Below are 17,636 nucleotides of genomic sequence, written 5' to 3'. Positions count from 1 at the left end.
GGACTGGTCAGCGTGTTCACGGGGGATATTCTCATGCCCAATTTCTCTGTCTGATCGTCCCCTGCTGAGCAGTTACGAAGTAGTTTTTGTATGTATAGTCCGTCGATCCCGCATAATGGCTCAAAAACCATGATGTCTGTTGAGCAGATCCCATCAAATTTCGGCACGGCAACTTTATTTAAATAAGGACGCAGCTTCCCGTAAAGGATATTGCCTGATGAAAAGGCTGTCTTGGTGCTCGTTACATCGGATGCGATGCCTCTTCCAATTATAATACCAGTGGACTTAGATATATGCTCCAGCCCTATGTATTGAGCTTAGCGGGCATCTTTAGGCTCTACCTTGCTTGAAATGCTATTAACTATCGAGCCCAGCGTGGTTGCTGCCCAGCCTGCGGGGATGGGGCTGGAGAATTCGGGCGTGTCAGGCGACTGGCTCATTGCCTTCATTGTCGCAGGCGTCGCCCGTTTCGTTGACCGCAAGGTAGCCGTCCGGCGGGGTTTACTTCTTCCGGCCAAGTAGCGGGAACAGCGGTTCCTCGTGGTTGGGAGCGTAGGGGGCGACCATGACGGCGCGGGCGGCGCCGCTCACCTCGTAGCCTGCAGGAAGGGGTTGGCGGGCGGCGCGGGCAGCAGGGTTTCTTGCCCGTGCTGGTCAGTCACGACGCTGTGCGTGTGGGGGTTCCAGCCGTTGCCGTAGATCGAGAAGTCCTCGTCGTACGTGAGGGGCAGGCGGCCCTGCTGCAGGTGGGGGCGGAGTTGCCGGAACCACTGGCGGTATTCGTGGTCGGGGCCGTAGGCGGGGCGCAGCAGTTCGGGGAAGTCCAGGATGAACTCCCCAGCCAGGTGCTGGGGTTTCATGGGGCTGCTCAGCAGGTCCGTCCACTTGCGGGCCAGGGGGGCGTCGTCACGGTGTCCCTGCGGGTACTGCAGGTGCATGAACTGGCCCTCGATGTCCGAGATGAACAGGTGCAGGCCGGTCGGTTCCACGATCCAGTCGGGGCCATTGGCGAGTTTCGCGGCGTACAGCTGGATTCGGATGTGCCCTGTCGAGCGGGTGCGGGCGAACCGCAGTTGCTCGAAGCCGATGCGGTGCAGTTCGTCCAGCAGGAGCAGGGTGCGGGCGTGGACGCGCCAGGCGGGTGGGGTGGTCACCGCGTGACCTCGATGAACGGGTTCGCGGGCGGCGCGGGCAGCAGGATGGCCTTCCCTGCACTGTCCACCATGCCGATGTGCTCGGCGCCTCGCCACGCCCTGCTGTGCACATCGGAGTCGTAGACCATGACGGGCAGCCGCCCCTGTTGAAGGTGGGGGCGGAGCTGACGGAACCACTGGCGGTACTCGTGGTCGGCGCCGTACGCGGGGCGCAGGTAGTCGTGGAAATCCATGATGAACTCTCCGGCCAGGTGCCGGGGGTGACCCGTACCGTTCAGAAGGATGGTCCACTTCTCGGACAGCTGCATCAGGTTGTGGTTCGCGTCGTCTGGGGAGAACAGCTGGAAGCTCCCGTCACCATTGATGACGACCTGAATGCCCGGTTCCGCCAGGAGGCAGTTGGGATTGTCGGTCAGGCGGGCGGCGCAGATGTAGACGCGGATGTGCATCATGTCCTGGGTGCGGGCGAACCGCAGCTGCTCGAAGCCGACGCGGTGGAGCTCGTCAATCAGTTGAAGGGCGCGGAGTTGGCCGTACCACCAGTAAGGGATAGGCGGGAATGATCCGTTCACCGGGGAATCACTGAGATGAGCATCTCCAGGATACCCATGTTCGCGCCCGGCAGCACGCTGCTGTTGCGGAAGACTCCGAAGTTGTTCTAGTACCGCAGCTCGCTCTCGGGGCTGCTGTCGTCCAGCCATTTCAGGGCGGTGTCCTTGCTCAGGGCTTTGCCGGTGGTGAAGGTCACGAGTTCAGCGAAGGCCCCCTCGGACCCGAAGGGGGTGTCCTGTACGCCGTACCAGACCATGCTGACGCCGTTCACGCGGTTCAGGAACTTGGCATACTGCTGGCCGCCGACACGCTTCAGGTCGTTGGGGTAGCGCCACACGATGACGCGCCAGCGGCCGTCCACGTCGTAGTGCAGCTGGTCTTGTGAGTTGATGGGGACGGTGGCGACCAGTTTGCAGGTGTGCGCTCGGCAGAAGCTGGTGCTGGTGAAGGGGGTGGTGGTGCCCAGGTAGGGGGCGGCGGCGGCGGTGCCGCTCAGGGCAACGGCGGCAGTCACGAGACGGTTCAGGGTGGGCATGGGGACCTCCGGGGTCACGCGGCGAGGGTGGTGGTCAGTTCAGCCAGCAGGGCGCGCAGGCGCCCGTCCCCGAAGACGCTGCGGGCGCGGGTCAGGCCGCCCAAGGCGTCGAAGGGCATGTGCTGCAGGTCCGGTTCGGCCACGTCGAGGTCGGTGGCGATCTGGTCGCGGATCAGGTGCAGCCAGCGGCGCTGCTCGTCGGTGAAGGGGCCGTGCTGGGTTTCGTGGTCGTGCAGCCAGCGGTCGAAGCGGGTGTGGACGGTGCTGATGAACGGCTCCAGGGTGTCGACCTGGCGGGTGGCGTAGCGGACCAGGGTGATCAGGTCGGTCAGGAGGCGGCGGGCGTCCTGGGCGCGGACGTGGGTGGCGTCCAGCGTGGCGAAGTCCTCGAACAGGTGTTCGGGGGTCAGGGTGGGGTCGTGTTTCTCCAGGGCGCGGGCCAGGGCCTTGATCTGCCGGAAGGTGACGCGGCGCTGCGCGTACGGCTGGGCGTACAGGATGCTCAGGGCGTCGATGTCGTCGCGGTGCGCCTCGATGAATGCCTGGAAGGTCTGGACGCGGCCTTCGGCGACGCGCCGGGCGACGTCTTCTGGAGCTTCGCGGACGACGTGCGTGCCGCCGATGACCTGGTCCTTGGTCAGGATGTCGATGACGGTCTCGTTCCGGCGGGCGGTGTGAGTGATCAGTTCGCGCAGTGCGGGCGCGCTGAAGGGGCGGGCTGCCTCGTCGCGCAGGTCGTCGGTGGCGTCCTGAAGGTCCTCGGGGGTGACGGCGCGGTGCTCGGCGGCGGCGGTGGCCTCGGCGCGGTTCTGGGCGGTGTCAGGGTCGACGCTGCTCAGCAGGGTGCCGATCAGGGTGCGGATGGGTTGCCCGGCGAGTTCCTCGATCTCCTGGCGTTGCTGGGGGCTGAGGCTGCGGTCGAGGCGGGCAATGCGTCCGGCCAGGGAGCGCAGGGTGTCTTCGCGGGTGTCTCCCAGTCCGACGTTGTGCAGCAGTTTCTCCAGCGAGACGCTGCGCTGGCGTTCCAGGGGGCGGGCCTCGCTCTTGTCGGTCTCAGTCACGCCGACCGCGTCGACGAGCAGGAAGAAGCCCTTGGCCTTGGCGTCGCTGCTGACCTTGCGGAGTTCCTCGGGGTCCACGACGCGGGTGCCGCGTCCCTTCATCTGGTCGAAGTAGGTGCGGCTTTTCACGTCCCGCATGAACAGCAGGACTTCCAGGGAGCGGATGTCGGTGCCGGTGGCGATCATGTCGACGGTGACGACCACGCGGGGGTTGAAGCTGTTCCGGAACTGTTGGATCAGGGTGTCGGTGCGTTCGCCGGTGACGCCGTACGTGATCTTCTTGCAGAAGTCGTTGCCCTTCCCGAATTCTTCGCGGACGATCTTGACGATGTCGTCGGCGTGGCTGTCGTTCTTGGCGAAGATCAGGGTCTTGGGCGTGTGGGTACGGTCGGAGAACACGAGGGGCAGGACGGTGTCGCGGTATTCGCGGATGATCGTGCGGATCTGGTCGGGCGCGACGACGGTGCGGTCGAGGTGCGTGGCGGCGTACTCGAAGGTGTCGTCCAGTTGCCGCAGTTCGACCTTGCCGGTGCGGTTGTCGCGGTAGTCGAGGTATTCGCCGCTGGCGACGGCGGCGCCTTTCTCGCTGATCTCGGTGCGGATGCGGTACACGTCGAAGTCGACGTTCACGCCGTCAGCCACGGCGCGCTCATGCCCGTACTCCATCACCAGGTTGCTGTTGAAGAATCCGATGGTGCGGGCGTCGGGCGTGGCGGTCAGGCCGGTCAGGAAGGCGTCGAAGTACTCCAGCACCTGCCGCCAGGTGCCGTAGATGGAGCGGTGGCATTCGTCGGCGATGATGAAGTCGAAGGTCTCGATGGGCAGCCGGGGGTCGTACGAGACGAGGCGTTCGGTGTCCGGGCCGTCGTCGGCGCCGCCGAGTTCGTAGGCGCTGCGTTCCTCGTTCCCGGCGTCGAAGTCGGTCTCGCCGCGCAGGATGGAGTACAGGCGCTGGATGGTGGTGATCACGACCTGCGCGTTCGGGTCGATGGTGTTGCTGTTCAGGTGCTGCACACCGTACAGCTCGGTGAACTTGCGGCCGTCGTCGGGGGCGGTGAAGTTGCTGAACTCCCCGAGGGCCTGCAGGCCCAGGTTGCCCCGATCGACCAGGAACAGGACCCGCCGCGCCCCGCCGTACTTCAGGAGGCGGTAGGCGCTGGCGACGGCGGTGTAGCTCTTGCCGCTGCCCATCGTCATCTGGATCAGGGCGCGGGGGCGGTCCTGCGCCAGGGACTGCTCCAGCTTGGTGATCGCCTCGAACTGCGCGTCCCGCAGGCCGGTGCGGGCCAGGGGGGGCAGGTGGCGCAGGCGTCCGCGCAGGGTCAGGGGTTGCCGCGCCCAGCTGTTCAGCGTGGCGGGCTGATGGAAGAAGAACACGGGCCGGGAGCGGCTGTCGGGGTCGCGCAGGTCCCGGAACTGGATGGCGTGCCCGTTCGCTTCGTACCCGAAGGGGAGGGGGTCGGCAACGACCTTCAGGTGCGGGGGCAGGCCGCTGGCATACTTCTCGGTCTGCTCGCTGACCCCGATCAGGGAGGTGCCCTCGGGTTTGGCCTCGACGATCCCGATGGCGCGGCGCCTGTAGAACAGCATGTAGTCGCAGGGCCCGGCGGCGGTGGGAACTTCGCGCAGGGCGACAGCGTCGGCGGCGTGCAGGTCGGCTGTCTTGTAGTCCTGTACGACCCACCCGGCGGCCGTGAGTTGCTGGTCGATCAGGAGCCGTGCTTGTTCTTCGGGTTTCATGCGGGCCTCGACGGGGGAGAAGTGAGAGCGTGACGGTAGGCGGTATCTCAGGAAAGCACATGAACGTGCAGGAGGAGACCGCATATATCGGGAATATTTCTTTCGACGGAAAAAAGGGTGGCCAGGGATACTACGGAGTCAGCTGGACGCTGAAAGGGGAGGAAAGATGGATGACCAGCAGGAGCTGATGACAGAGGAGATGAAGGCGAAGGTGGCGCAGTGGAAGGCCGCGAACGAGGCGACGTTCGCCGGACTCCGGGAGCTGGGCGTGGAAGTCAACCCCGAGGAGCTGACCGACGAGCAGATCGCCAGGAAGATCGCCATGTCCGAAGGCATCGCTGCCGCTCTCGCTGAGGGAGCCAGTAGCGTCGCCGAGCGCCGCGCCCGCTATCAGGCCATGAAAGCCGCCCGTCGCAAGGCCGAAGAACAGAGCAGCGACGAGCTCTGACCGTACAGAACCAGCGCGTTCAGACTGGCAGATCGACCAGATAGCCTAAGCTATTTTTCGTTCGACGAAAAAGATTGACTATGAAAGAATACGGGTATGCCGCGACCTGGACACACCTGGACCACCTACGCCCAGCTGCTGCGCTGGGTCGCTCACCACTACGGCGAAGCGCACGAGCCGACGCCTGAAACGCCCGAGCAGGACGAACACCTCATGAAACGCTTCATGCAGGACCTGAATGCCGGACAGCTCGATTTTCAGGCGGTAGCCGATGACACAGGCGTCAGCTACCGCCACTTCCGTCACCACCTGCGCTACCTGGCCCGCTGGGGCGTCACGCGACGCGCCCTGCTGGCCGGGGGCGCGAACTTCCAGTTGCTGGAGAAGCTGAACGCCGAGGAACGGGACGGCAAGCTCGACGGTCTCGTATTGAGCGGGAAACTGCCCGCCCAGCGCCGCCAGCTGGCCCAGCACCTCGCAGACCAGCTACCTGGCCCGCAGGCCCTGGGCAGCGGGTGGCTGGCACCCGACCCGCAGACCCGGCGCACGCCCCGCCTGTACGGCGCGCAGGACGTCGCCTGGGTGTACGGGGATCACGAGGTTGAATTCGTCGAGGGCCTGCACCCGGCGGTGGCGCGCAGCCTGATCGCGCAGTACCTGCCGGGCGTCGGCACGGTCGCCGACCCGATGGCCGGGAGCGGCACCATCGCCCGCATCGCCACGCACCTCGGGCACGCTGCCTGGGCCAGCGACCGTTTCCCCGCCCAGCCCTTCATCCGGGAGATCAACCTGCTGGAAGAGGACCTGCTGGAGGTACTGGAGGGCACCGCGCACCCACTGGTCGACCTGCTCTTCCTGCACCCGCCGCTGCCCACCACCCTGAACCTGGTCGCCGACGGCTACGAGCAGAGCGACGAGGGCTATGCCGATTGGTTAGAGAAGATCCTGGAGAACACGATCAACGCCGTACGGGCTGGCGGCTACCTGATCCTGATCCTGCCGCTGACCGTCTCGCCCAGACTGCTCGTGCAGATCGAGGACACCCTCATCGAGAGCCTGAACGCCGAGTTCAACAGTCAGGAGATGGGCATCACGGCGCGGCACCTCGCCGTGGCCCGCAGTGGTCGGGAGGGCTGGCACCTGCTGGTCGCCCAGAATCCGGTCATGCCCGAGTACGAGAAGCAGGTGCCCCAGGAGGACCAGTGAATATCAGCGTCAGCGGCGTCACCGACTTCCCAGCCCTGCCCGTCGGGATTGCGCTCATCAGCCTGCGCGACCCCGGTGATCCCCTCCCGGACGCCGTTGAAGCGCATGACGGCCCCCTGCTGACCCTGGTGTTCCACGACGCCGACGGCGATGACCTCGACGAGCCGCCGCAGCCCTGGCACCTGCGTCAGATTGAACGCTTCCTGGTCGGCCCTGGCGCCGGTCAGGAACTGCACGTCCACTGCTTTGCGGGGATCAGCCGCAGCCCTGCCGTGGCGAGCTTCGCGCTGACCGTTCTGCACCCTGAGCTGGCCGACGACGACGTGGTGCGCCGGGTGCTGGCCGTCCGGCCCCAGGCGCAGGCCAATCCGCTCATCCTCGATCTGATCGACGCCCACACTGGGCGGGAGTTGCGGGCGGCGTGGCAGGCCGCGACCGAGAGGTACTGAAGAAGGGGAGGCCCGCGCCTCCCCTCAAGCCTGGATGGGTTCGTCTGACCGAAGTGCCAGGAGTCGTCGGTCAAGCCGGGCACGCAGTTGCGTGATCTGGGGGATCAGTCCCTCCAGGCGGATCATCCTCAGCACGTCGGTCTTCTCCTGCTCGGGGGTGCGGGGGTCGAGGGGGCGGCTGCGGGGGGCGGGAAGTTCGAGCAGGCGCCCGTAGGCGCGTGCCCACGCGCCACTGACGTCGGGGTCGGGTCGGAGGCTGGGGAGCCAGGGCAGGCGGCGGAACTCTTCGGGCACCAGGAACGCCAGACGCAGGACGCGCACGAGGTCATCCACGTCGGCGCTGAATCCCAGGTGGTACGGCTCGCCGTGGTGAAAGCACTCGATCACGAAGCCGCGCCGGGAGATCAGGTACACGGCCCGCAGGTACTGCTGAGAGCCCCCTATATATAAGGTGCCGGTCTCCGGGAGATCCCACCACCGCTGTGACCGCACCCAGGGGACCCGCCGGTGGATCAGCGTGCCTGCCATGACGGCGAGCTCGAAGTCGGCGACCCCTGCCACGCGGGGGAGATCGTCCGGCAGGTGAATCCAGGTCTGGCCGGTGAGCATGTTCAGTCCCGTCCGGTGGACTTGGAGTACGCCTGACTGCGGGCCTTCTTGCTGGCCGCCTGACGCTCACCGCGCCGGACCTGCCGTTCCAGCTCGCCCAGTTCCTCCAGGTCGCTTCCCACGTCAGCACCGCCTGCCTGGGCACGCAGCAGGTGGCGGCGGCTGAGCGTCAGGGTGTCCAGTGCGCGGGCCACGTCGCCGCCGTCGAGGTGCCCGGCGAGTTCCCGCTGGGCGCGGGCGGCGAGCAGCTCAGCGCGTCGCTGGACGACCTCGGGATGCTCCGGTCCGGTCACCCCCACGGCCAGCAGCACGGTGAAGGTCAGGTCCTGACGCTGGGCGTGCCCCTGCAGGTCCGTCCAGGTGAGGCTGAGTTGTGCCGTCTGCCCGGCGTGGGCGCGCACGCGCAGCAGCAGGCGCATCTCCCCTCCGGCCCGCAGTGGTGGGAGCAGCAGGTCGTACCCTTCGCGGGGCAGGTCGTTGAGGACGTCGATCACCTCGATCCCCTCAACCCGCAGGCGGGCCTGGCGTCCGACGGTGCTGTGGAGGTGGGCGAGCTCGGTGCTCAGCAGGTGCCCAAGTTCATGGGGTTGCTCGGCATGATGGAAGTGCCCGTCCCCGGCGTCGGCGAGCCGTTCGAGCAGTGTCTCGTTGTAGCGCAGGCCGCTGCCGACCACGCTGGTACTGATGCCCTGCAGCAGGGCGTGGCGCAGGTCGGCGGCCAGCGCGGTGGGGCGCGTTTCGCCGACATTGGGCTTGCCGTCGGTCAGGAGGAGAACGCTGGAGAGCCGAGCGGGGTGCCGCGCCCCTATCAGCAGGCCGGTGCCCAGCTGCCAGCCTGCGTGCAGGGCCGTGTTGCCCGAGGCACGCAGGTGGGTGAGACGCTGGCGCAGCGGGAGCCCATCACCGAGAGGGAGAAGGGGCAGTTGCATGGTGGGGCCGGTGGCGTAGGTCACCAGCGCCACGCGGTCGTCGGGGCGGAACTGAGGGATCAGGGCGTGAATCGCGTCGCGGGCCTGATTGAGGGCGGTGCCGTTCATGCTGCCGCTGGTGTCGACGACCAGGGCGAGGTCAACAGGGGGTGCTTCTGTTGCTGCCTGCGGTGTGATGCGAATCAGCACGTCGAGAAGGGCAGGTGTGAGAGAAGAATGCCGGGCCGGGATGATCCTGATGTTGTGGCTCATGCCCTCAGTGTCTGGAACTGCTCAATCTTTCGCCGAAAGAAAATTGGGAAAACCCAGGTACTGAAGGGCCGCAGTAGGAAAAAATGGCCCCGACTGTATAAGGCAAGCTGCACCCCAGTCAAGTGCGTGCTGGACGATGAATACGACTGTATAGTCACGGGCCATTTGCGGGCCATTTCCCGTAGATTGCTAGGAAAAAAGAATTCCGATGAACACGGCACTGAAATACTGTGAGTTCTGAGAATGATGTCCAGGACGGAATACTGCTCAATCTGCACAGTATTTATATGCCGTCGTGAACGGGGGCAAAAAAAGAACCGCCTCGCTTAGAAGGCGGTTGCTCTATCCAGCTGAGCTAAGGGCGCGTGCGTGGGCCGTAAACGAAAGAGAGGAGAGAAGAGGTAGAAAGGAAAAGGGCCCCCTGGGGTGGGGGCCGGTCTGTGGAGCGGGATCACGGATTCGAACCGAGGCCAGAAGCTTGGAAGGCTGCTGTGCTACCACTACACCAATCCCGCGTGCGGCGCGCTGCGTTGTGCTGCCTGTTCAGAGCAGTCTGGTCGAGGCGACTGGATTCGAACCAGCGACCCCTTGGTCCCAAACCAAGTGCGCTACCGGCCTGCGCTACGCCTCGTCAAGCACCGCGCGCCTGAGCACTATAGCAAAAACGGGGCGGGTGGGTAGGGGGCGCGCGGGCAGCCCGGAGGCGTATTCTGCGGCATTGTGAGTGAAGGCGTCGTGGGAACCGGAGTGAAGTCGCGCGTGAAAACCTACCTGGACCTGGTGAAGTTCGAACACACCGTGTTCGCGCTGCCGTTCGCGTACGCGGGAATGCTGCTGGCCAGCCTGCAGCACAGTGGCACGGGCTGGCCCGGCTGGGGCGTGCTGGTGTGGGTGACGGTCGCCATGGCCGCCGCCCGCACCGCCGCGATGGGCGCCAACCGCGTGATCGACCGGTTCATTGACGCCCGTAATCCCCGCACCGCGGGCCGGGAGGTGCCGAGCGGGAAGGTCAGCCCGGCGCAGGCGTGGACGCTGGTGATCGTCAGTCTGATCGTCATGGCGTTCGCGGCGGCGCAACTGAACCCGCTGTGTCTGGCGCTGCTGCCACTGGCCGTGGTGTTCCTGATCGGGTACCCGTACACCAAGCGGTTCACGTGGCTGTGTCACGCGTGGCTGGGCGTGACGGACGGCGCGGCGGCGGCCGGCGGTTGGATTGCCGTGACGGGTGAATTCGCGCCGCCTGCCTGGGCGTTGTGGGCAGTCGTGATCTTCTGGATGATCGGCCTGGACGTCATCTACGCCACGATGGACCGGGAGTTCGACGTGCAGAACGGCGTCCGGAGTATCCCGGCCCGTTTCGGGATCGCGCGCGCCCTGCGGATCGCGGCGGCCAGTCACGCCCTGACCTTCGCGCTGCTGCTGCTGGTCGGCGTGCTGGCGGGCGCGAGCTTCTGGTATTACCTCGCGGCGCTGGCGATGGGCGGCATTCTGCTGTTCGAACACCGCATCCTGAACCCGAACGACCTGGCGAAGGTGAACGTGGCATTCTTCGACGCGAACATGTGGCTGGCGCTGACCATGCTGGCCGGCGTGATCGTGGACGTGACGTGGCGGACCCTGACCTGAATGACCGGCCCTCCCTGCGGCGGCTGGTGCCGCGCGCGGCGGCGCAGGCCTTCGCGGACGGCGACGACCGCCTGACCGCCACCCTGCTGCAGCGCGCCCGTGACGCCCACCCGCCGGGCACGCTGGCCTGGGCGGTGCTCGAACGCCTGCTGGGACTGGCCTTCATTCACGTGCAGCGGGAGGTCGAGGGGACCTTCGCACTGGAGCGGGCCGACGCGCTGCTGGATACCCTGACGGGCGAGCAGCGGCTGGCCGTGGGCCGCCCTGACCTGGACTGGCTGGACCTGGATCAATTGGATGACCCAGATGACCCGAATGACTTGTACGACCCAGCCGACCTGAATAGAGAATGACCCCGCACAGAGCCGCATGGTCAGTGCATGGCCCCCGGCCCGGGCGGGCTGCGGAGTGTGCGCTAGACTTCAGGGAATGGTGATGTCCTGGCGGTTCAGTACGTTGAAGCTAACATGGCGAGATTCCGGGAAAGCACCGGAAACTCTCCATTCCCGCTCCAACGTACTTTCTGCTGTTACGCGCTCCGCGCGGTTTATCGACAAGATAAACGCAGTGTACTTAGTTCCGAAGAGTGGGGGGACGCGTTGACGCTGGAAACGTCGGAGCGGGAGTTCACGGCGCGCTTCGCGGCGTTCGCGGCGGACGGAACGCTGTACCCGCAGCGCGAGGGCAGCCCGCTGCTGGAGTTCGCTTCCGGTGGGCGGGTGCTGTACCTGTTCGACCGTTCCGGGCCGTACGCGGCGCTGCCGGGGCCGGGGCGTGTGGTGGTGAACGGTGTGCTCGACCCGCAGGGCACGGCCCCTGTCCCGGGTGGTCCCGAGGCGCTGTCAGTGGTGGGCGTGTCGGCTGTGGAGGGCGTGGGGCGGGTGCTGGCCGTGATGCCGGGCGCGCTGGTGGTGCAGGCGCGCTTGCCGATGGTTCTGGGAGGCTTCGGGCCGCTCCCGGAGGTCGCGGTGGGTGACTGGTTGGCCTTCCGAACGCTGCCGCCGCTGCATGGGTTTCTGGCTCCGTAGTTCTACTGAGCAATAGACTTGACCGGAAAGGTCAAGATCAATCCCACTGTGTTCCCCGGCGAGTAACGGATCTGCTGTGACTTGTTCCTCAGAGCCGTTTGACGTCCGGCGATTCAGGCCTTTCGCTGCCACCTTACGTGCTTCATGATGAAGGGGTCCTATGGCTGACCTGCTGCTTCCCCTTCCCGGTGCCCACGACAGCATCCTTGCGTGCTTTGTGATGGTCGATCTGGTCGGCAGTACCACCATGGCCCAGCAGCTCCCGCTGCGGAACTACCAGACCCTGATGCAGGAATTCGTGCAGGTCATGATCCTGAGCCTGGAGGCACGCGGCGGCGATGTTCTGCAGCACCAGGGTGACGCTGTCCTGGCGTGGTGGCCGCTGCAACAGGCCGCGCAGGCCTGCCAGGCGGCCGCCGAAGCGCATGGCCGCGCCGCCCGCCTGACCCTGGCCGCCCGCCTGGGCCAGCGCCTGCACCTGCGCGCCGGGGTGTCCGGCGGCGAGGTCATCATGGGCGTCGTGGGCGGTCAGAACAGCGCCTACGGCCTGCCCGTCAATTACGCCACCCGTCTGTGCGGCGCAGCCGAACCCGGCCAGACCCTGGTCTGCGACGCAGTCCTGGCCAGCGCCCCCGGCGTACGGGCCGAACCGTACCAGCCGCTGCATCTGCAGGGCTTCGGTGAGAACTGCTGCGCATACCGGCTGCTGCCCAGCCCGCCCCGCCCGAATGCCGATCCACGCACGGCGCATGAAAGGTGATTAAGCAGCGCGCCCCTCTTCTCATGAGAACGGTCTCTAGACTAGCCGTATGGAACGTAAGCCCCTGGTACTGGTCATCGAGGATGAGAAAGACATCGCTCGGTTCATCGAACTCGAACTTGCCGCTGAGGGATACGCGACCGAAGTCGCCTTCGACGGCGTCACTGGCCTCTCGAAATTCCGTGAAGTCAACCCCGATCTTGTCATTCTGGACCTGATGCTCCCCGTCCTCGACGGCCTGGAAGTCGCGCGGCGCATCCGCAAGACCAGCAACACTCCCATCATCATCCTGACCGCCAAGGACGGCATTCAGGACAAGGTCGAGGGCCTGGACAGCGGCGCCGACGACTACCTGATCAAGCCGTTCTCCATCGAGGAACTGCTGGCCCGCGTGCGCGCCCACCTGCGCCGCGTGAACCCGGCCGTGACCGGTGAGGTCCGCGTGGCTGATCTGGTCATGAACCTCGACGGCCGCGAGATCTTCCGTGGGGGCCGCCGCGTGGAACTGTCGGCCAAGGAGTTCGAACTGCTGGAACTGCTGGCCCGCAACCCCGGCAAGGTCTTCTCCCGCTTCGAGATCGAGGAGAAGGTCTGGCCCGAGTACACGGGCGGCAGCAACGTCGTGGACGTCTACATCGGGTACCTGCGCCGCAAACTGGAAGAAGGAGGCGAGCGCCGCCTGATCCACACCGTGCGCGGCGTTGGCTACGTGCTGCGAGAGGAGTAATACGGACTGCGGTTGAAGGGGCTGCAGTTCCGTTGGAGTCCCAGGGGACGCGAGTGGGAACACTAGACGCCTGCGGTATGGAGTCGCAGGCCGCGGCCTCCCGGCGTCCACCGCGTTCCTCATGGCTGGGGAAGCGCGACTCATGAGGCGGCCCGGTACACTGCCGGACATGTCCGCGCCAGACGCCCCCACCCGCCGCAGGGCCGCATGACGCTCCGCTGGCGACTGACCCTGTTCTACACCGCGCTGCTGGCCCTGCTGCTGACCAGCGTGGGGCTCACGACGCTGTACCTGATGCGCAGCAACCTGATCGGCGGGCTGGATAACGAGCTTCGGAGTACGTACACGCAGTTCACCACGTACGTGCAGAGCACCCGCGCGGCCAGCGAACTGTCCCTGCCACTGGACTCGGCCCGCAACGATCCCGGTCAGGTCTACGACTCGCTGATGCTGGCCCGCTACCAGTTCCCGAACTCCAGCCTCGCGCTGGAACAGATTGACGTGTACGACCGGCAGACGCTGCTGGACTCCCTGAACCGCGCCCGCAGCCCCGAGGAACGCGCCGCGCTGCTCAGCACCCTCGAGGCCCTGCGCGACGCCTCGCGCCGCTCCCTGGGGGTGGACACGCAGCGGCCCATCAGCCTGTCCGGGGAGGAACTGTCGGACCTGATCCGCTCCAGCAGCGGCCAGATGTTCCTCAATCACCTCGTGCAGGAACCGTACCGCTCGGCCCCCACCCTGATGCGCCTGATGGTCGTCCTGACCCCGCTCCCACAGGTGCGGGACCGCGCGGAAAGTGCCGGTGTGTTCGGTTCTAGCGACGGCCTGAGCATCGTGTACGTCGCGCGGTCCCTGATTACCGTGCAGGACACGCTTTCACAGTTGCAGAACGTGATCCTGCTGCTGTTCGTGGTGGGCCTGATCACCGCTGGCAGCGGCGCGTACGTGCTGGCCGGGCAGGCCCTGCAACCCCTGCGCCGCGTGCAGCGGGCCGCTGAACACATCGGCGGGCAGACCCTCACCGACCGTGTGCCTGTCCCGAAGACCGGTGACGAGGTCGAGTCCCTCGCCACGGCGCTGAACGCCATGCTGGGCCGCCTGGAAGACAGCTTCGACGCGCAGCGCCGCTTTACGAGCGACGCCAGCCACGAACTGCGCACGCCAGTCACGGCCATCAGCGGGCACGCCGGGTACCTGCTGCGCCGCACCAACCCCACCGAGCAGCAGCAGGAAAGCCTGAAGATCATTCAGAGCGAATCGGCCCGCCTGACCAACCTGATCGCCAGCCTGCTGCAACTGGCGCGCAGCGACAGCGGCGCGCTGCTGCTGGCCCGCGAACCCATTTTCGCCACGCTGCTGCTGTCCGACATCGCCCGCGAACTTGCGCCGCTGGCACAGGCGCAGCAGACGACACTGACCACCACCGGCCAGGAGGTCACCTTCGAGGGTGACCCGGACCGCCTGAAACAGGTGATCATCAACCTCGTCAGCAACGCCCTGAAAGCTGGCGCGCAGACCGTCACGCTTGGCAGTCATACCGTCAGCAGCGCCGCCCTGGGCGGACAGGCCGTGCGCCTGAGCGTACAGGACGACGGCCCCGGCATTCCCGCCGATCAACTTGAGCGGCTGTTCGACCGCTTTTACCGCCTGGAAGACAGCCGCAGCCGCGACCAGGGCGGCGCGGGCCTGGGCCTGAGCATCGCGCGCGGCATCGTGGACGCCCACGGCGGGCGCATCTGGCTGGAAAGCCAGGTCGGACACGGCACCACCGCCCACGTCGAGTTGCCCATCGGGAACGTGCCCGTGCTCGACGACGAAGACATCCCGTAACAGGGGATGATGGTGAACGGTTGATGGTTGATAGAAAGGGCCGACCGCCGCCTCTCTATCAACCATCAACTTTCAACTATCCACGGTCCTTATCCCAGCATCAGGGCGTGGAATTCTTCCATGATGCTTTCCGCCTCGGTGGTGGTGCGGGCCACGACGAAGATGGTGTCCTCGCCGGCGATGGTGCCGACGATGTCGTCGCGGCGCACCCGGTCGAGCAGCAGCGCCACACCGCTGGCGTGCCCCTCGGCGGTGCGGATGACCAGCATGTTCTCGCCCCGGTCCACGTCGTGCACGAAGTTCTGGAACAGGCGGGTCAGTTCCTCCAGGGCGTCGGTGTGCCCGGTCGTCTGCGCCAGGGCGTAGCGGTGGCGGCCCTTGCCGACCGGGAGGCGCACGAGGCGCAGTTCGTTGATATCGCGGCTGACGGTGGCCTGCGTGACGCGGATGCCGCCCTGACGGAGACGTTCGACCAGTTCACCCTGGGTGCTGACGCTTTCTCTGGCGATGATGTCCTGAATTCGTTTCTGACGTTGTTCCTTGCTCAGCGGTCCCGGCATTCCTCCCATGGTATGCATAAGGGGTGAATTATTCAATGGGCGCGGTGGTGGGCAGCGCCGCCTGACGACCCGGCAGTCGCCCCGCCGCCTCGTTCAGCAGCCGCCGGGCCACCTCGCGCTTGCTGACGCGCGGCCAGTCATCGTGCGAACCGTCCGGGCGCACCAGCGTCACCTGATTGTCATCCCCGCCGAACGCCGTGCCCTCGCGCGTCGGGTAGTTCAGCAGGATGAAATCCGCGTTCTTGCGCTGCGCCTTGAGGGCCGCGCGCTCCACGCCCGCGTGCGTTTCCATGGCGAAGCCCACGAGCACCCGGTCGCCCTTCTCCTGCCCCAGTTGCGCCAGGATGTCCGGATTCGGCGTCAGGTGCACCGTCACGTCCCCGGCCACCTTCGCCTGCTTCTCGCCGCTCAGCGTGGCCGCGCGGTAGTCCGCGACCGCCGCCGTCATCACCACGATGCCCGCCGTGCGCGCGGCCTCTACCACCGCGTCCCGCAGTTGCAGCGCCGACTCGATCCGCACCACCCGCATGCCCGCCGGGTCAGGCAGGTTCACCGGGCCGGTCACCAGCGTCACGGCCGCCCCCCGGTCGCGGGCCTCCTCGGCCACCGCGAAGCCCATCTTCCCGCTCGACGGGTTACTGATGAACCGCACCGGGTCCAGGTACTCGCGGGTCGGTCCCGCCGACACGACCACCTGCACGCCCTCCAGGTCCCGCACCGGGGCGGGGGAACTGTCAGCGCCCAGCAGTGCCAGCGCCGCGTGGGCAATATCGTCCGGCTCGCTCATGCGGCCCACGCCGCGGCCCTCGCCGTGCGTGCCGAAGGCCCCGACCTCCGGCCCCAGGAACCTGTGCCCCCAGCCGCGCAGGGTGGCCGCGTTCGCCTGCACCGCCGGGTGAGTCCACATCCGCTCGTTCATAGCGGGCACCCACAGCACCGGCCCACGCACGCTCAGCAGCGTCGCCAGCGCCAGCTCATTCGCGTGCCCGTGCGCCGCGCCCGCCAGGAGCTGCGCCGACGCGCCCACCACCACCGTCACGTCCGCCCGCGCCAGCGTCAGGTGCAGCGCGTCCGGCCGGGCCTCGAACCAGTGCGCGTCTGTGCCGACCGGGCCGTCCGCCGCCGTGCTGAGGCTCAGTTCCGTGATGAAGGCCAGCGCCGCGCGCGTGGCAATCACCTGTACCGCCGCCCCGCGCTCACGCAGTCGCCGCAGCACGGACGGGGCCTTCACGGCCGCCACGCTCCCACCCACGATCACCAGCACGGTCGGCCCGGACTTCAACGCATTCACGTGCCACAGCATAGGGCGCGCCGGGCCTGGCAGCGGCACGGGCCACTCCTGATTGGAGAGTGGCCCGCGCCGGATGACACAGCCCTTAGCCTTCGCGCTGCCCGGTCACCCAGTAGCGCACGCGCTCGGCGACGTTCTCCATGTGGTCACCCACGCGTTCCAGGCTGCGGCCCACCCGCATCAGCATCAGCGCCTTGCTGATGTTGCGGGGGTCTTCGAGCATGTACGTGACCAGTTCGCGCTGGATCTGCTCGTACAGGTCGTCGACCTCGTCGTCCATCTGCACGGTCGCCTCGGCGCGCGTCACGTCGCGGTCCGCGATGGCGGTGCGCAGATTCTCGCTCATCTCACCCAGCCGCTCAAGCATCCGCGAGAGGTTCACGTACCGCTTGAGCGCCGGCGCCTGCGCGAGTTCCGAGCCGTCCACGGCCACATGAACCACGTAATCGCCCATCCGCTCGATATCGCTGAGGCTCTTGAGGATCAGGGCGACCATCCGCAGGTCACGCGCGACCGGCTGGTGCAGCGCGATGATCCGCAGGCACTCGGCTTCGATCTGAGCCTCCTGCGCGTCTACCTCGCGGTCCAGCGCCTTGACTTCCGCCAGGCGGTCCACGTTCTCACGCAGCAGCACATCGGCCGCCACGGGCAGCATCCGCTCGACCGTGCCGAGCATGTTCAGGGCGCCGTTCAGGACAGCACGCAAATCGTTTTCAAGGGCTTCACGCATGGGGACTCCTGTTCATGAACGTACCACTCCGCGGGGGACAGCGTGTCAGAGGGTCGTCAGTGGGGGTGGGTCAGATGGGTGAGCACCGTCCAGACGGACCGGTGTGGGTCAGACGGGCGCAGTGTGGGCCAGATGAGCACGGTGCGAGC

General features: G+C 66.7%; 18 protein-coding genes and 2 tRNA genes. 9 read left to right on the top strand and 11 right to left on the bottom strand.

The annotated features are described in order from the left end of the window. Positions 1-587 precede the first annotated feature (587 nt). The 4 genes from QZ271_RS09335 to QZ271_RS09320 all read right to left on the bottom strand — a co-directional run bounded on the left by QZ271_RS09335 (position 588) and on the right by QZ271_RS09320 (position 5,042). Complete coding sequence (locus QZ271_RS09335; RefSeq protein WP_291430789.1) at positions 588-1,154, bottom strand: hypothetical protein; 567 nt, start codon at positions 1,152-1,154, stop codon at positions 588-590. Next, positions 1,151-1,726 (bottom strand): hypothetical protein, encoded by a 576-nt coding sequence (locus QZ271_RS09330; protein WP_291430787.1) that lies wholly within the window; start codon positions 1,724-1,726, stop codon positions 1,151-1,153. Before QZ271_RS09330 ends, QZ271_RS09335 begins: the two co-directional genes overlap by 4 nt. 86 nt (positions 1,727-1,812) lie before the next feature. After that, complete coding sequence (locus QZ271_RS09325; RefSeq protein ID WP_291430785.1) at positions 1,813-2,259, bottom strand: hypothetical protein; 447 nt, start codon at positions 2,257-2,259, stop codon at positions 1,813-1,815. Beyond that, positions 2,256-5,042, bottom strand: a complete 2,787-nt coding sequence (locus QZ271_RS09320; protein ID WP_291430783.1) for a DEAD/DEAH box helicase family protein — start codon at positions 5,040-5,042, stop codon at positions 2,256-2,258. The genes QZ271_RS09325 and QZ271_RS09320 overlap by 4 nt, the downstream gene beginning before the upstream one ends. 187 nt (positions 5,043-5,229) lie before the next feature. On the opposite strand from QZ271_RS09320, the gene QZ271_RS09315 reads away from it, so the two are divergent. The 3 genes from QZ271_RS09315 to QZ271_RS09305 all read left to right on the top strand — a co-directional run bounded on the left by QZ271_RS09315 (position 5,230) and on the right by QZ271_RS09305 (position 7,145). Then, positions 5,230-5,490 (top strand): hypothetical protein, encoded by a 261-nt coding sequence (locus tag QZ271_RS09315; RefSeq protein WP_291430782.1) that lies wholly within the window; start codon positions 5,230-5,232, stop codon positions 5,488-5,490. Positions 5,491-5,586: 96 nt separating this feature from the next. Then, a complete protein-coding gene (locus QZ271_RS09310; protein ID WP_291430780.1) occupies positions 5,587-6,696 on the top strand; it encodes a hypothetical protein in 1,110 nt (369 codons plus the stop codon). Beyond that, complete coding sequence (locus QZ271_RS09305) at positions 6,693-7,145, top strand: hypothetical protein (protein WP_291430778.1); 453 nt, start codon at positions 6,693-6,695, stop codon at positions 7,143-7,145. The genes QZ271_RS09310 and QZ271_RS09305 overlap by 4 nt, the downstream gene beginning before the upstream one ends. A 24-nt stretch (positions 7,146-7,169) precedes the next feature. Here QZ271_RS09305 and QZ271_RS09300 read toward each other — a convergent pair whose 3' ends face one another. The 4 genes from QZ271_RS09300 to QZ271_RS09285 all read right to left on the bottom strand — a co-directional run bounded on the left by QZ271_RS09300 (position 7,170) and on the right by QZ271_RS09285 (position 9,566). After that, entirely contained in the window at positions 7,170-7,754 is a 585-nt protein-coding gene (locus tag QZ271_RS09300; RefSeq protein ID WP_291430776.1) for a hypothetical protein, read from the bottom strand. A 2-nt stretch (positions 7,755-7,756) separates the two neighbouring features. Further along, the gene (locus QZ271_RS09295; RefSeq protein ID WP_291430774.1) at positions 7,757-8,935 is read right to left on the bottom strand and encodes a VWA domain-containing protein; all 1,179 of its coding nucleotides are present in this window, start codon (positions 8,933-8,935) and stop codon (positions 7,757-7,759) included. Positions 8,936-9,376: 441 nt separating this feature from the next. Continuing rightward, positions 9,377-9,450: transfer RNA gene (locus tag QZ271_RS09290), tRNA-Gly, on the bottom strand. 39 nt (positions 9,451-9,489) lie between these two features. After that, positions 9,490-9,566: transfer RNA gene (locus tag QZ271_RS09285), tRNA-Pro, on the bottom strand. A gap of 128 nt (positions 9,567-9,694) precedes the next feature. On the opposite strand from QZ271_RS09285, the gene mqnP reads away from it, so the two are divergent. The 6 genes from mqnP (at position 9,695) to QZ271_RS09255 (ending at position 14,906) form a co-directional block, all read left to right on the top strand. Further along, positions 9,695-10,561: a menaquinone biosynthesis prenyltransferase MqnP gene (mqnP, locus tag QZ271_RS09280; RefSeq protein ID WP_291430772.1), complete on the top strand. Its 867-nt coding sequence runs from the start codon at positions 9,695-9,697 to the stop codon at positions 10,559-10,561. Then, on the top strand, positions 10,543-10,914 hold the full coding sequence (locus tag QZ271_RS09275; protein ID WP_291430770.1) for a hypothetical protein: 372 nt from the start codon (positions 10,543-10,545) through the stop codon (positions 10,912-10,914). Before mqnP ends, QZ271_RS09275 begins: the two co-directional genes overlap by 19 nt. A 246-nt stretch (positions 10,915-11,160) precedes the next feature. Continuing rightward, complete coding sequence (locus QZ271_RS09270) at positions 11,161-11,589, top strand: hypothetical protein (RefSeq protein ID WP_291430768.1); 429 nt, start codon at positions 11,161-11,163, stop codon at positions 11,587-11,589. A gap of 160 nt (positions 11,590-11,749) precedes the next feature. Continuing rightward, entirely contained in the window at positions 11,750-12,349 is a 600-nt protein-coding gene (locus QZ271_RS09265) for an adenylate/guanylate cyclase domain-containing protein (RefSeq protein ID WP_291430766.1), read from the top strand. A 49-nt stretch (positions 12,350-12,398) separates the two neighbouring features. Beyond that, the gene (locus QZ271_RS09260; RefSeq protein WP_010887388.1) at positions 12,399-13,076 is read left to right on the top strand and encodes a response regulator transcription factor; all 678 of its coding nucleotides are present in this window, start codon (positions 12,399-12,401) and stop codon (positions 13,074-13,076) included. A gap of 207 nt (positions 13,077-13,283) precedes the next feature. After that, the gene (locus QZ271_RS09255) at positions 13,284-14,906 is read left to right on the top strand and encodes an ATP-binding protein (protein ID WP_291430764.1); all 1,623 of its coding nucleotides are present in this window, start codon (positions 13,284-13,286) and stop codon (positions 14,904-14,906) included. A gap of 89 nt (positions 14,907-14,995) precedes the next feature. Here QZ271_RS09255 and argR read toward each other — a convergent pair whose 3' ends face one another. The 3 genes from argR to phoU form a co-directional block, all read right to left on the bottom strand. Then, a complete protein-coding gene (gene argR, locus QZ271_RS09250) occupies positions 14,996-15,466 on the bottom strand; it encodes an arginine repressor (RefSeq protein ID WP_291430762.1) in 471 nt (156 codons plus the stop codon). A 28-nt stretch (positions 15,467-15,494) separates the two neighbouring features. Further along, complete coding sequence (coaBC, locus tag QZ271_RS09245) at positions 15,495-16,757, bottom strand: bifunctional phosphopantothenoylcysteine decarboxylase/phosphopantothenate--cysteine ligase CoaBC (protein ID WP_291430760.1); 1,263 nt, start codon at positions 16,755-16,757, stop codon at positions 15,495-15,497. 85 nt (positions 16,758-16,842) lie between these two features. Continuing rightward, positions 16,843-17,487, bottom strand: coding sequence for a phosphate signaling complex protein PhoU (gene phoU, locus QZ271_RS09240; protein ID WP_291430758.1), 645 nt, complete (start codon positions 17,485-17,487; stop codon positions 16,843-16,845). Positions 17,488-17,636 lie beyond the last annotated feature (149 nt).

This window comes from Deinococcus sp., from assembly GCF_018260555.1.
Lineage (GTDB): Bacteria > Deinococcota > Deinococci > Deinococcales > Deinococcaceae > Deinococcus.
This window is presented reverse-complemented; position numbering and strand designations above follow the sequence as displayed.

Coding starts and splice junctions, on each gene's coding strand:
- QZ271_RS09260 (WP_010887388.1), top strand. CDS start 12,399: ATGGAACGTAAGCCCCTGGTACTGGTCATCGAGGATGAGAAAGACATC.
- QZ271_RS09315 (WP_291430782.1), top strand. CDS start 5,230: ATGACAGAGGAGATGAAGGCGAAGGTGGCGCAGTGGAAGGCCGCGAAC.
- QZ271_RS09320 (WP_291430783.1), bottom strand. CDS start 5,042: ATGAAACCCGAAGAACAAGCACGGCTCCTGATCGACCAGCAACTCACG.
- QZ271_RS09310 (WP_291430780.1), top strand. CDS start 5,587: ATGCCGCGACCTGGACACACCTGGACCACCTACGCCCAGCTGCTGCGC.
- QZ271_RS09255 (WP_291430764.1), top strand. CDS start 13,284: ATGACGCTCCGCTGGCGACTGACCCTGTTCTACACCGCGCTGCTGGCC.
- QZ271_RS09265 (WP_291430766.1), top strand. CDS start 11,750: ATGGCTGACCTGCTGCTTCCCCTTCCCGGTGCCCACGACAGCATCCTT.
- argR (WP_291430762.1), bottom strand. CDS start 15,466: ATGCCGGGACCGCTGAGCAAGGAACAACGTCAGAAACGAATTCAGGAC.
- QZ271_RS09300 (WP_291430776.1), bottom strand. CDS start 7,754: ATGCTCACCGGCCAGACCTGGATTCACCTGCCGGACGATCTCCCCCGC.
- QZ271_RS09295 (WP_291430774.1), bottom strand. CDS start 8,935: ATGAGCCACAACATCAGGATCATCCCGGCCCGGCATTCTTCTCTCACA.
- phoU (WP_291430758.1), bottom strand. CDS start 17,487: ATGCGTGAAGCCCTTGAAAACGATTTGCGTGCTGTCCTGAACGGCGCC.